The 13000-nt window shown below is 73.0% G+C and carries 13 protein-coding genes; 10 read left to right on the top strand and 3 right to left on the bottom strand.

Annotated features, from left to right (window positions below; genetic code table 11):
• Positions 1-29 precede the first annotated feature (29 nt).
• A complete protein-coding gene (locus tag AB0D49_RS14705) occupies positions 30-299 on the top strand; it encodes a hypothetical protein (protein WP_362756491.1) in 270 nt (89 codons plus the stop codon).
• 39 nt (positions 300-338) lie between these two features.
• On the opposite strand, the gene AB0D49_RS14700 is transcribed toward AB0D49_RS14705, so the two are convergent.
• Positions 339-1355: a Ku protein gene (locus AB0D49_RS14700; RefSeq protein ID WP_362756488.1), complete on the bottom strand. Its 1017-nt coding sequence runs from the start codon at positions 1353-1355 to the stop codon at positions 339-341.
• Positions 1356-1411: 56 nt separating this feature from the next.
• Between AB0D49_RS14700 and ligD the strand changes: the two genes are divergently transcribed.
• The gene (gene ligD / locus AB0D49_RS14695; protein ID WP_362756485.1) at positions 1412-2311 is read left to right on the top strand and encodes a non-homologous end-joining DNA ligase; all 900 of its coding nucleotides are present in this window, start codon (positions 1412-1414) and stop codon (positions 2309-2311) included.
• A 6-nt stretch (positions 2312-2317) separates the two neighbouring features.
• On the opposite strand, the gene AB0D49_RS14690 is transcribed toward ligD, so the two are convergent.
• Positions 2318-3121, bottom strand: coding sequence for an NERD domain-containing protein (locus AB0D49_RS14690; protein WP_362756482.1), 804 nt, complete (start codon positions 3119-3121; stop codon positions 2318-2320).
• Positions 3122-3220: 99 nt separating this feature from the next.
• Between AB0D49_RS14690 and AB0D49_RS14685 the strand changes: the two genes are divergently transcribed.
• The 6 genes from AB0D49_RS14685 (at position 3221) to AB0D49_RS14660 (ending at position 9625) form a co-directional block, all read left to right on the top strand.
• Positions 3221-3727, top strand: coding sequence for a protein phosphatase (locus tag AB0D49_RS14685; RefSeq protein WP_362756480.1), 507 nt, complete (start codon positions 3221-3223; stop codon positions 3725-3727).
• A 287-nt stretch (positions 3728-4014) separates the two neighbouring features.
• Positions 4015-4710, top strand: a complete 696-nt coding sequence (locus AB0D49_RS14680) for a hypothetical protein (protein ID WP_362756477.1) — start codon at positions 4015-4017, stop codon at positions 4708-4710.
• A 59-nt stretch (positions 4711-4769) separates the two neighbouring features.
• A complete protein-coding gene (locus tag AB0D49_RS14675) occupies positions 4770-6020 on the top strand; it encodes a HAMP domain-containing sensor histidine kinase (protein WP_362756913.1) in 1251 nt (416 codons plus the stop codon).
• A gap of 151 nt (positions 6021-6171) precedes the next feature.
• Positions 6172-6603: an SH3 domain-containing protein gene (locus AB0D49_RS14670; RefSeq protein WP_362756474.1), complete on the top strand. Its 432-nt coding sequence runs from the start codon at positions 6172-6174 to the stop codon at positions 6601-6603.
• Positions 6604-6635: 32 nt separating this feature from the next.
• Positions 6636-8099, top strand: a complete 1464-nt coding sequence (locus AB0D49_RS14665; RefSeq protein WP_362756471.1) for an FtsW/RodA/SpoVE family cell cycle protein — start codon at positions 6636-6638, stop codon at positions 8097-8099.
• Complete coding sequence (locus tag AB0D49_RS14660) at positions 8096-9625, top strand: penicillin-binding transpeptidase domain-containing protein (RefSeq protein ID WP_362756467.1); 1530 nt, start codon at positions 8096-8098, stop codon at positions 9623-9625. Before AB0D49_RS14665 ends, AB0D49_RS14660 begins: the two co-directional genes overlap by 4 nt.
• Positions 9626-9661: 36 nt before the next feature.
• Here the strand turns inward: AB0D49_RS14660 and AB0D49_RS14655 are convergent, their stop codons facing one another.
• Positions 9662-10555: a hypothetical protein gene (locus AB0D49_RS14655; protein WP_362756464.1), complete on the bottom strand. Its 894-nt coding sequence runs from the start codon at positions 10553-10555 to the stop codon at positions 9662-9664.
• Between the two features lie 196 nt (positions 10556-10751).
• Between AB0D49_RS14655 and AB0D49_RS14650 the strand changes: the two genes are divergently transcribed.
• Both AB0D49_RS14650 and AB0D49_RS14645 read left to right on the top strand, forming a co-directional pair.
• Positions 10752-11690 (top strand): diiron oxygenase, encoded by a 939-nt coding sequence (locus tag AB0D49_RS14650; RefSeq protein ID WP_362756461.1) that lies wholly within the window; start codon positions 10752-10754, stop codon positions 11688-11690.
• A 104-nt stretch (positions 11691-11794) separates the two neighbouring features.
• A complete protein-coding gene (locus tag AB0D49_RS14645) occupies positions 11795-12526 on the top strand; it encodes a GntR family transcriptional regulator (protein ID WP_362756458.1) in 732 nt (243 codons plus the stop codon).
• Positions 12527-13000 lie beyond the last annotated feature (474 nt).

The raw sequence follows: 13000 nt of genomic DNA, 5'->3' as shown, positions 1-13000 counted from the left end.
TTCCGCGGCGATCGAGAGGGCGGTGGGTCATGACCCGGCCATGGGAAGCCGATCCGGAGACGACGTTCAAGCGGCGGCTCGGGAAGTCCCCGCAGGAACTGGGGGTCACCACCGACAGCCCGGACTGCCCCGACATCTGGGAGCTGGAGAACGGGGATGTCGCCGTCGTGGGCCGCGATCTCACCGGGTCCCTGGGGGACCGGCTGCCGCCCGGGGTCTCCGTGGGGCCCGACGAACGGCTCGTGGTGATCCCGAGGAGCATGCTGATCGCGGCGAAGCCGGACATCCCTGACGCGTGACCGAGGGGCGTCGGCCGGGGAGGACGGAGCCGACGTGGGTCACGCCGAGCGTTTGCGGGTGGCGGGCTTCTTCGCGGGGGGCTGTTTCGCCGTGGACTTCTTCGCCGTCGTCTTGGCGGAGGTCTTCGCGGTCGTCTTCGCGGTCGTTTTCGCGGGGGGCTTGGCGGAGGTCTTCGTCGTCTTCTTTGTGGCGGGTGGCTTCTTCTGCGTGGGCTTCTTCGCCGGGGGCTTCTTGGTGCTTGGCTCGCGTTGGGGCAAGGGGTGGACCTCGGCCTCCTCGCCTCGGGACTGTTTCGCCGCGCGGACGCTGCTTTCCAGGGCCGCCATCAGGTCCAGGACCTTGCCGCCCGCCGCGGGCTCCGGGAGGGACGGTGGGGTCTCGCCCGCTGCCTTCGCGGCGATGACCTCCTCCACCGCCTCGCGGTACTCGTCGTGGAGGTCGGCGAGGTCGACCTCGCCGAGGGTGTCCATCAGGGCGTCCGCCAGGTCGAGTTCCTTGTCGCGGATGGTGACGGAGGCGTCGGGGGCCACGCCCTCGGGGGCGCGGACCTCGTCCGGCCAGAGCAGGCCGTGCATCGCGATGACGTCGTCCAGGACCCGGAGCATGCCGAGCCGCTCCCGGCCGCGCAGCGCGAACTTGGCGATGGCGACCTTGTTGCTCCGCTTGAGGGCCTCGCGCAGCAGGGTGTACGGCTTGGCGGCCGGGGTGCCGCTCGCCGCCAGGTAGTAGGCGGAGCCCATCTGGAGGGGGTCGATGCGGTCCGCCGGGACGAAGGCGACGATCTCGATGGTCTTCGCCGTGGGGATGGGGAGCTGGGCGAGGTCCTCGTCCGTGATCGGGATGACCGTGCCGTCCGCGTCCTCGTAGCCCTTGCCGATCTCCGCCTGGCTGACCTCGCGGTCCTCCAGTTCGCAGAACTTGCGGTAGCGGATACGGCCGCCGTCCTCGGTGTGGATCTGGCGGAAGGAGATCGAGTGGCTCTCGGTCGCGTTCACCAGCTTGATCGGGATGCTGACCAGGCCGAAGGAGATGGCTCCGTTCCATATGGATCGCACGGGCGGTACTGCCTTTCCTGGCCGGGTTTGTGGGGTTTGTGTGTGATTCTTATCGTATGACGCCGATCACGGTCGTGGCGGGGCGGCGGCTCGCGCTCAGCAATCTGGAGAAGGTGCTGTACCCGGCGACCGGGTTCACCAAGGGCGAGCTGCTGCACTACTACGCGACCGTCGCGGACGTGCTGGTGCCCCATCTGCGCGGGCGGCCGGTGTCCTTCCTGCGGTATCCCGACGGGCCGGACGGCCAGCTCTTCTTCACCAAGAACGTGCCGCCGGGTACGCCCGACTGGGTCACCACCGCCCAGGTGCCGCGGTCGGACGGGCCCGCGCGGATGGTGCTGGTGGAGGATCTGCCGTCGCTGATCTGGGCCGCCAATCTGGTGACCGAGTTCCATACGCCGCAGTGGCTGGTCCGGGCGCCCGAGCGGGCCGACCGGCTGGTGTTCGACCTGGACCCGGGCGCCCCCGCGACCGTCGTGGAGTGCTGCGCCGTGGCCGGATGGCTGCGGCAGCGGCTGGCGGCGGACGGGATCGAGGCGTACGCGAAGACCTCCGGGGCGAAGGGGCTGCATCTGCTGGCGGCGGTGCGCGGGGCGTCCAGCGGGGAGGTGTCCGCATACGCCAAGGGGCTCGCGGTGGAGGCCGAGCGGGCGCTGCCCCGGCTGGTGGTGCACCGGATGACCAAGAGCCTGCGGGTGGGGAAGGTCTTCGTCGACTGGAGCCAGAACGCGGCGCGCAAGACCACCGCCACGCCCTACACCCTCCGGGCCCGCCAGGAACCCCTGGTCTCCGCGCCGGTCACCTGGACGGAGGTCGAGCGGTGCCGCGAACCGGCGGCGCTGGCCTTCCGCGCCGGGGACCTGGCGGAGCGGCTCGCGGCGGACGGGGATCTGCTGGCGCCGCTGCTGGAGCCGGACCGGGCCGCCCCGCTGCCCTCGCCGTCCTCGCCGTCCTGAGCGGTGTCACACCCGTGCCCAGGTGTTCCGGTCCCTGGCCATCGCGTGCAGCGCCGCCACGTCCGCGGGCTTCAGCACCGCCCCCTCGCGGGCCAGCCCGCCGAGATCCGCCTCGGTGAGCACCCGTACGCCGCGCGGCGCGGCCGGGGTCTCCAGACGGGACGGGGCGACCACCGCCAGCACCGGCCGTACCTCGGCGGTCAGCGCGTAGGACGCCCGGTCGGCGGCGGCCCGCACCAGGCGCAGCAGCGGCCAGGGCGCCCTGCGGCCCACGGCCACCAGCGGATCGGTGATCCGGACGCGGTGCTTGCGGGCGTACAGGGCGTGGACGGCGTACACACCCGACGGGCCGATCGTCAGATGGTGGACGCGGTCACCGCCGGGGAGGGGGACCGAGTGCAGGGTGTGCCAGCCCGCGCCCTCCAGCAGGTCCAGACACCCGCCGACGGTCCGCTCCGCCTCCAGGGCGTTCCTGCGGGGGTCGGCGCGCAGCCGGGCGGGCGGCGCCGGATCGCGGTCCAGGGCGATGAGCAGGGCCTCGCCGGGACGGTTGGGGGCCAGGTCGTCATCGGGGTGGAGGGCGAGCCGGGCCAGTTCGGCGGGGGTCGGGACGGGCGGGGGGCCCACCGCCACCTGGCCGGTGAGGTAGGGGGCCAGCGCCGCCAGGACGGATTCCTGCTCGTCCTCGCTCAGCAGATTGACCCGGGCCGTCTGCCGGTCGTACCAGGCGATCTTCCGGCCGTCCGGGAGACAGACGTACAGGCGTTCGCGTCCGTGGTGCGCGGTCGGTATGACCCGCAGTCGTCTCATGCGCCCTCACCCCCGGTCCATGGGACCAGGCGGGGTGCTCCACGGGCAAGAACCCGGCTACCGTGGACAGCGGTGGGGACGACCTATGGGGAGGCTCCGGTGCGTACCCGCGGGAGGGCAGCCGACGTACCCAGCCCCGAGACGCCCTGGAGCGAGATCGTGCCGGGCCTGTGGATGGGCGGGCATGAGTTCCGGGGGCGTTCGGGGCAGCTCAGGTCCGCCGTGGTGCGGGGTGAGTTCGATCTCGTGCAGACGCTGCTGCGGCAGCCGGGACACGGCCCCGATCCCGGCGTGGAGCATCAGGTGTGGGCGATCCCGGACGGCCCGCTGGACGGTACACAGCTCGCCGGTGTGATCCGGCTGGCGCGGGCCACCGCGGACGCGGTGGACGCGGGGCGGACCGTGCTGGTGCGCTGCTTCCACGGCTACAACCGCTCCGGCCTCGTGGTGGCGCAGGCCCTGACCCATCAGGGGCACTCCGCCGACGGTGCCATCCGGCTGATCCGGGCCCGGCGCTCGCCCTGGGCGCTGCACAACGATCTGTTCGTGGAGTATCTGCGGACCGGTCTGAGCACCGTACGGCTGCTGGAGGAGCTGGCCGAGTAGGGGCGAGTGGCCCCGAGTGGCCCCAGGTAGCGCCGGGTCCCGCGTCCGCCGCCCCGGGGTCGCCGCCCGACCCGTGCACAAAAGGGACTTCTCTACGAATAGGGTGTACCGGGCATCCTTCCGGTGCCCCGAACCCGCGTACCCCACTCGCCCCCGTCCAGCCCGTCCAGCCCCGTCCAGCCCCGTCCGCCCCCGCCCAGCCCCGTCCGCCCCCGTCCAGCCCCGTCCGCCCCCGTCCAGCCCCGTCCAGGAGTCCCGTGCCTTCCAGCCGCCGTCCGGTGCGTGCCGTGTCCCGCCGTGGTGCCGGTGCCGCCGTCGTCGCCCTGCTGCTGGCCGTGGCCACCGCCTGCGGCGACGCCGGGGAGCTGCGGGCCGCCGGTACCGCGCCGACCGCCAGCAGCCCGGAGCGGCTGTGGCCGGAGCTGGCCCCGGCCACCTCCCCGGCGTTCCCGCTGGAGGAGGCCGACCGGGAGGTCATACGCGGGATCGTGGCGCCCGGCGACGATCTGCGCCGGGTCGACCCGGCGGCCCTGGTGGACGCCGAGATCGCCGCCCATCCGGACGACTACACGGCCGCGAAGGCCCCGTACCGGGTGACCGCCGAGCGGATGGCCGGCTGCGCGCCCGGGGACGGGCCGGGCGGCGGCTGCCCGGTGCTCACCCCCTACTACCGGGATCTCACCGGGGACGGCCGCCCCGAGCTGACCCTCGGATTCCGGCTGCTGCCGGGCGGGCTGACCGCCGTACGGATCTACACCGTCGAGGATCACAAGGTCGTCCAGGTGATGTCCTGGGACGACGCCTTCAGCTCGGCGGAGCTGGCCGAGCGGGCGCTGATCATGCGGCTGCCGTCGGACGTGCCGGGCTACGACTACCGGCTCCAGTGGACCTGGGACACCCAGGAGCGGGCGATGCTGCTCACCCATGACGAGATGGTCCGTACGGGCGTCAGCCCCACGCCGACCGGTACGGACGCCCGGTGATCCGGCTGCCGCAGTGGGCCGGGACCCTCGGGGCGAAGGCGGCGCTGTTCATCACGGTGATGTGCTGTGCGCTGGCCGCGCTGCTGGGCATCCTGGTGCATGTCTCGGTCACCAACCAGACCGTCGGACAGGCGCGTGAGCTGGCGCTGTCCCGGCTCGCCGACTCCACCCGCACCTACGAGGCCGGGGGCACCCCGCTGCCGGGCGCGGCGATCGACCCGGCGGGGCTGCCGCATCCGCTGCGCGCGCTGGCCGCTTCCGGGCGGCGCGGCACGATGGTCGCCGACCACCGCGGCCATCCCACGATGTGGGCGGCGGGCCCGGCCGAGGGCGGACGCGCGCTCGCCGTCCGGGTCGACTACGCCCAGCAGGCCCGCACCATCGACGCCCTCGACCAGGCCATCGTCTGGTCCTCGGCGCTGGCCATCGGGGCGACGCTGCTGGTCGGCGCGTTCGCGGTGACCCGGGTGACCCGGCGGCTGCACACCACCGCCCGGGTGGCCCGGCGGATCAGCGCGGGCGATCTGGACGCCCGGGTGAACGACCCGCGCACCAAGGACCCGACCCGGCCGCAGGACGAGGTGGCGTCGGTGGCCGCCGCGCTGGACTCCATGGCGGGCTCGTTGCAGAGCAAGCTCCAGAGCGAGCAGCGGTTCACCGCGGATGTGGCGCACGAGCTGCGCACCCCGCTGACCGGGCTGCACGCGGCGGCCGAACTGCTGCCGCCGGGGCGCCCGACCGAGCTGGTGCGCGACCGGGTGCAGGCGCTGCGTACCCTCACCGAGGACCTGCTGGAGATCTCCCGGCTGGACACCGGGCGTGAGCGGCTGGACCTGACCACCGAGGAACTGGGCGCGCTGGCCGGACGGGTGGCACGGGCGGCGGGCGGCGGCACGGAGATCGAGGTGGCGCGGGACGCGGCCGTACGGACCGACCGGCGGCGGCTGGAACGGGTGCTCGGCAATCTCGTCGTCAACGCGCACCGGCACGCGCGCCCGCCGGTGGTCCTGACGGTGGACGGGCCGGTGGTGACCGTACGGGACCACGGGGGCGGCTATCCGGACTATCTGGTGGCGCATGGGCCGCAGCGGTTCCGGACGGAGGGCGGGGCGACCGGGCACGGGCTGGGGCTGACCATCGCGCTCGGGCAGTCGGAGGTGCTGGGGGCGCGGCTGGAGTTCACCAACGCGCCGGAGGGCGGGGCGGTGGCCCGGCTGACCCTGCCGGAGGCTCCGCCGACGGCACCGGCGGAAGGACCGGCGGCACCGGCGGAAGGGCCGGCGGCGGCTCCGCCGGGGGGACCGGTCTGAGGCGGGGTCGGCGGGGCGGCGCGGGCAGGTGGGACGCGGGCAGGTGGGACGCGCTCCGATGGGTGAGTGTGACGGGCGGCGCCAAGGCGCCGCTTCTATCGTGGCGAACAGTGGCAATTCACCACATTCACCCGCCTTCTGGAGGTCCCTCATGTCCCCCACACCCCCGCGTATCCGGTCCTCGCTCACCCGGCTCGCCATAGCCACCGCCACGGGCGCGCTGCTCGCCGGTACGGTCGCCGCGGTTCCGGCCGTCGCCGACGAACATGACAGCGGCGACAGCTACAGCCGCGAGGACAGCCGCTCCGACGAAGGCCGCTACGACGAAGGCCGTGAGCACGGTTCGCGCGGGCACTACCGGGGCCGGGTCACCGCCGACCGGCTGCTGCTGCGCAGCAGGCCCGACCGGGGCGGCCGGGTGATCCGCTCGGTGCACCGGGGCGAGATCGTCTCGATCTACTGCAAGACCGCCGGGCAGCGGATCGAGGGCAATCCGCTGTGGTACCTGCTGACCGACGGCACCTGGGCCTGGGGCGCGGCCCGCTACATCGACAACATCGGGTCCGCGCCCCGGTGGTGCTGAGCCGACTCCTGACATTTAGGTAGGTTCCGGGCATGAGTGATGCCGGAACTGCCGGAACCCTGCTCCCGGTGGAGCCCGCCCCGCCCGCCGTCCGTCTCCCCCGGCGCCGGGGGGTCGAACTGGCGCTGATCGTCGTCGCCGTACTGCTCTCGGTGTACGGCTACTGCGCGGTCGGCCTGGCCAGGACCGGGTCCGTGCCGCCCGGCGCCGCGGGCTACGGCGCCGGGCTGGGCGCGCTCGCGCTGGTGGCGCATCTGGCCGTACGGCGGCGGGCGCCGTACGCCGATCCGCTGCCGCTGCCCATCGGGGTGCTGCTCAACGGGCTCGGGCTGGTCCTCATCTACCGGCTGGACCTGGACACCCCGGGCGACCGGGCCGCGCCCGCCCAGCTCGTCTGGTCCACCCTCGGCGTGGGGCTGTTCATCGTGGTGGTGCTGGTGCTGCGCGACCACCGGGTGCTCCAGCGGTACGCGTACGTCTGTGTCGCCGCCGCCCTCGCGCTGCTGATCCTGCCGATCCTCTTCCCCGCCGTGAACGGGGCCCGGATCTGGATCAGGATCGCCGGGTTCTCCATCCAGCCCGGTGAGTTCGCGAAGGTGCTGCTGGCCGTGTTCTTCGCGGCCTATCTCGCCGCCAACCGGGCCGCGCTGGCGCACGCCGGACGGCAGGTGTGGCGGTTCCGGCGGCTCCAGTTGCCGACCGGGCGGGTGCTCGGGCCGGTCCTGGCGATCTGGCTGGTCAGCGTCGGGGTGCTGGTGCTGGAGCGGGACCTCGGGACCTCGCTGCTGTTCTTCGGACTGTTCGTGGTGATGCTGTACGCGGCCACCGGCCGGATCGGCTGGATCGCCGTCGGGCTGACGCTGGCCGCGCTCGGCGCGGTGGCCGTCGGACGGCTGGAGCCGCATGTGGCCGCCCGTATCCAGGACTGGCTGCACCCGTTCGCCTCCATCGAGGCCGGACAGGGACCCAACCAGCTTGCCCAGTCGCTGTTCGCGTTCGCGGCGGGCGGGCTGCTGGGCGCCGGTCTTGGGCTCGGGCACTCACCGCTCATCGGCTTCGCCGTGAAGTCCGACTTCGTACTCGCCACCGCCGGGGAGGAACTCGGCCTGGTCGGGCTGACCGCCGTCTTCCTGCTGTACGCGCTGCTGGTGGAGCGCGGCTTCCGGGCCGGGCTGGCGCTGCGCGACCCGTTCGGACGGCTGCTGGCGGTGGGGCTGGCGTCCCTGATCGCGCTCCAGGTGTTCGTCATCGCGGGCGGGGTGACCGGGCTGATCCCGCTCACCGGCATGGCGATGCCGTTCCTCGCGCAGGGCGGCTCGTCGGTGGTCACCAACTGGGCGATCGTGGCCCTCCTGATCCGGGTGAGCGACTCGGCACGCCGCCCGTACGACGACGACGGCCCGGCCGGACCCTACGACGACCGCCCCGACCAGCGCCCCGGTCAACGCCCCGACGACCGCCCCAGCGACCGCCCCGGCGAGCAGGCCGCCCGATGACCCGGCACGTCCGCCACGCGGCCGTCTTCTGCGCCCTGCTCCTGCTCGCCCTCCTGGTCAACGCCACCCGCGTCCAGGTCTTCGAGTCCCGCTCCTACGACGACAACCCGGCGAACCGGCGCGGGGTCATCGCCCGCTACGGCCAGCCGCGCGGCGACATCCTGGTCGGCGGCAGGCCGGTCACCGGCTCGGCGGACACCCGCGAACAGCTCCGCTACGAGCGGACGTACGCCCACGGCCCGCTGTACGCCCCCGTCACCGGCTTCTCCTCCCAGGAGTACGGCACGACCTTGCTGGAGCACGCCGAGGACGGGGTGCTGTCCGGCACCGACCCGATGCTGTCCCCGTTCCCGCTCTGGAACGACCTGGCGCGCACCCGCAGCGCGGGCGGCGATGTCGTCACCACCCTCGACCCGGCCGCGCAACAGGCGGCGTACGCGGGGCTGGGCGCCCGCAAGGGCGCGGTCGCGGCGGTGGAACCGGCCACCGGGCGGATTCTGGCGCTGGTGTCGACCCCGTCGTACGATCCGGCCGTGCTGTCCGGCAACGGGGCGGCGGCGAAGGAGGCGTGGGCGCGGCTGAACGGGGATCGGGAGAAGCCGATGCTCAACCGGGCGGTGCGCCAGACGTACCCGCCGGGATCGACGTTCAAGGTGGTGACGGCGGCGGCGGCGCTGGACGCCGGGGTGATCACGGATCTCGACGCGCCGACCGACTCCCCCGCCCCCTACACCCTCCCCGGCACCACCACCTCCCTCGGCAACGAGTCGGACGGCTGTGCGGACGCCTCGCTGCGGGAGGCGTTCCAGTGGTCCTGCAACACGGTGTTCGCCAAGCTCGGCGTGGACACCGGGGTGGCGGACATGGCGGCGACGGCTCAGGCGTTCGGCTTCAACGACACCGGGGTGAGGATCCCGTTCTCGGTCGCCGAGTCCACCTTCGACACCACCGTCGACCGGGCGCAGCTCGCGCTGTCCTCCATCGGGCAGTTCAACACCCGGGCGACCCCGCTCCAGATGGCGGCGGTGTCGGCGGCGGTCGCCAACGGCGGGCAGTGGCGCACCCCGTATCTGGTGGAGCGCACGACGACCGGCGACGGGGACGTCCTCGGCCGGGCGGGCGGGCGGCCGGTGCGCCAGGCGATGCGCCCGCTGACCGCGCTGCGGATGCGGGAGCTGATGCGGGACGTGGTGGAGGAGGGCACCGGCACCAACGCGGCGATCCGGGGCGCGGTCGTCGGCGGCAAGACCGGCACCGCCCAGCACGGGGTGGACAACACGGGCACGCCGTACGCCTGGTTCGTCTCCTGGGCGCAGGCCGAGGGCGACTACGAGCCGACGGTGGCGGTCGCGGTGGTGGTGGAGGACGCGGCGGCGGACCGGGGCCGGGTCAGCGGCAACGGGGTGGCCGCGCCGATCGCACGGGCGGTGATGGAGGCGGTGCTGAAGAAGGGGGACGGGAAGCGGAAGGGGCGGGGCGGGCCCGCCCGGACACCGGACGCCGGGCGGCCCGGTACGCGACGCTGACGTACCGGGCCCGCGCGGCGGGAAGGACCGGAACCGTCAGCCGATCGGCCGGCGCATCTCCTCGCGGATCTGGAGGGTGGTCCTGGCGGCCTCCTCCAGGTCGATGTCCTCGGGGGCCGTGGCGATCAGTTCGGGGGTCACCTCGGCGACCGTGGCGCCGGTGTTGCCGTCGATCCAGCCGCAGGTGGGGATGGACATCTCGGTGCCCATCGTGGACTGGGTGAGGACCTCGCAGGTGACCGTGATGCCGGAGGCGTCCGGGGTGAAGTCCTGCGGCGGGACGGCGACCTCCATGCCCTCGGCCGAGGCGGCACCGGACATCATGTTGTCGCGGTTGGCGTCCAGGCTCAGGAACCGTCCGTACATGCCGGACACCACCAGCGTGCCCGCGGCCTCGTCGCCGCCGAGGCTGTAGGTGGCGACGACGGCCGTGGTGTCCTTGGCGTCCCAGGCGGTGTCCGCCTCCGCCTCGATGGCCTGGCCCTCGGTGTCCGACATGTCCTGGGCCAGTTCGTACGTGTCGTCCAGCAGGGTCTGCGGCACGGTCAGCTCGTACTTGGCCTCCGGGAAGCTGTCCTCGACCTCCTTGCCGATCAGCGCCAGCCCCACCACGACGACCACGACCAGCGCCACGACCCCGCCGACGATGCCGAGCACCAGCGCGGTCCGCTTCTTCTTCGGCGGCGGCCCCATGGGCGGTACGCCCCAGGGCTGCGGGGGCTGGCCGTACGGGGCGGCGCCGGGCTGGGGCGGCCCGTAGGGGGCGCCGAAGGCGCCCTGCGGGGACGGCGGCTGGGGCGGCTGACCGTACGGCCCGCCCTGCGCGGGCGGTTGCGGATAGGGGCCGGGCGGCGGGTTCTGGCCGTACGGGTCCTGGGGCGGCTGCTCGCCGTACGGGTTCTGCGGGGGCTGCTGCGGAGGTATGGACACATCGGAAAGGTACTGCACAGGAAGGGAGGTCAGGGGCCGTCGGCGGCGGAGGCGCGGGCTCCGCCGGGGAGCGGGACCCGCCCCGGGCGGTAACAACTGCGCCCCGGGGGATTGACCGACCTTGCTGACACGCAGTCTTATAAGAGGTGACCCGGGGTAACTGACCCAGCGACCGGCACCACGAGGTGGGACCACCATGACGACCCTGACCGATGGCGACGCGCTCGACGGACTGCGGGACGCGCTGGGCCTGCTGAAGGACCGTGAGCAGGTCGCCGAGCGGCTGCTCGCCGCGTCCGCGAAGCACTCCTTCGACCCGGACGGCGAACTGGACTGGGACGCCCCGTTCGAGGACGGCAAGTGGTTCTGGCCCCCGGAGCTGCTGTCCCTCTACGACACCCCGATGTGGCACCGGATGAGCGAGGAGCAGCGCATCCTGCTCTCCCGGCACGAGGCGGCGGCGCTGGCGTCGCTGGGCATCTGGTTCGAGATCATCCTGATGCAGCTGCTCGTCCGGCACATCTACGACAAGGCGGCGACGAGCGCGCATGTGCGGTACGCGCTCACCGAGATCGAGGACGAGTGCCGCCACTCGAAGATGTTCGCCCGGCTGATCTCCCGGGGCGACACGCCCTGGTACCCGGTCAGCCGCGCCCACCACAACCTGGGCCGCCTCTTCAAGACCGTCTCGACGACCCCGGGTTCCTTCACGGCGACCCTGCTGGGCGAGGAGGTCCTCGACTGGATGCAGCGGCTGACGTTCCCGGACGAGCGGGTGCAGCCGCTGGTGCGCGGGGTGACCCGGATCCATGTGGTGGAGGAGGCCCGCCATGTCCGGTACGCCCGGGAGGAACTGCGCCGCCAGATGGTGACGGCCCCGCGCTGGTCCCAGGAGTTCACCCGGGTCACCTCCGGCGAGTTCGCCCGGATCTTCTCGATCGCCTTCGTGAACCCGGAGGTCTACACGAACGTCGGCTTGGACCGCCGGAAGGCGGTGGCCCAGGTACGCGCCAGCGCCCACCGCCGCGAGGTGATGCAGACCGGCGCCCGCAAACTGACGGACTTCCTGGACGAGATTGGGGTGCTGCGGGGGGTGGGGCGGCGGCTGTGGCGGGCGTCGGGGCTGTTGGCGTAGCCGCTCCGCGAGTTCACGGGTTCGCCTGGATCTGCCTTGACTCGGATCGGCGTCTGCTTGAGCATGCCTACTGGACCAGTCAACCGTTTGACGGGAAGTCAGTCATGGCACTGCCGAAGTATGACCAGATCGCATCCGACCTCCGGGGGCGCATCGTCCGGGGCGAGATCGAGGCGGGCGACGCCCTGCCGTCCGAGCGTGAGTTGACGGAGCGCTGGAGTGTCTCGCGGGCCACCGTCGTACGGGCTCTGGACGTCCTGCGGCAGGAGGGCCTCATCGAGACCCGCCAGGGCACCGGGAGCAGCGTCAAGCAGCGGACGCCACTGGCCCGCACGGCGGGCGAGCGTTACCGGACCGCCGTGACGACCGGCCACATCTACACGGCCGGTGAGCATGCGGACATTCTCAGCGCGGAGCTGGTGCCCGCTCCGGAGGATGCCGCGACGGCACTGGGCGTCGACCCCGGCGACCAGGTGGCCCGCAGGGAGCGGGTGACCTTCGAGGGCGAGCAACCGACCTCGATGAGCTACTCCTGGTTCACGTCCGCCGTCGCCGAGGCGGCACCCCGGCTGCTCCAGCGTGAGCGGGTGCGGGAGGGGACGACTCGCTACGTGGAGATGGAGACGGGACGACGACCCCACACGGGCCGGGACTGGTGGACCTCGCGGCTCGCCACCGACCGGGAACGGCAGTTGCTGAAGCTTGAGAACCCCGAGGCCGTGGCGGAAGTACGGCACGTCTCCTACGACGAGGACGGCCAGCCACTGGCCTACGAGGTGGCCATCACCCCGGCGGGCCGGTGGGCCCGCACGGAGGAGTACGCGATGACCGACTGACCGTCGGACGCCGAACTGGCATACGGGCCCCGGCCGTTGGCGGGGCCCTTTTTCACGCCCACCTTGACATGACTAGTCCACCGGTGGACCATTCAAGTGCACGGTGAGTGGCGATGCGGTCACACTCCACTGATTCCACTGTGCCTCGTGCTGACTCCACAAAACCCCCGGCGACCGCGTCACCGGCCCCGGGGGCATGGCCACCAGCTATTGAGGAGCTGACGACAGTGAGCATTATCCCCGCGCTCTTGGCATGGACACTGGGCACGCTGCTGCCCGGAAAGGGCCGACGACGAAGGGTCCCGCGCTGCGCCTGCCCCTGCCACCGCCCCCACGCACAGGCCGCGCCATGAACGCCGGTACCCCACCCGCCCCGGGCACCTCCCGCATGACCATCGAGACCTACCGGGTCCGCCTGGACGGTGAGCGTGTGGACCGTACCCCGCCGCGCGTCTACGAGCCCGGCCCCGGACC

The sequence above is a fragment of the Streptomyces sp. NPDC048290 genome (genome assembly GCF_040652095.1).
In the GTDB taxonomy this organism is placed as follows: Bacteria; Actinomycetota; Actinomycetes; order Streptomycetales; family Streptomycetaceae; genus Streptomyces.
This window is presented reverse-complemented; position numbering and strand designations above follow the sequence as displayed.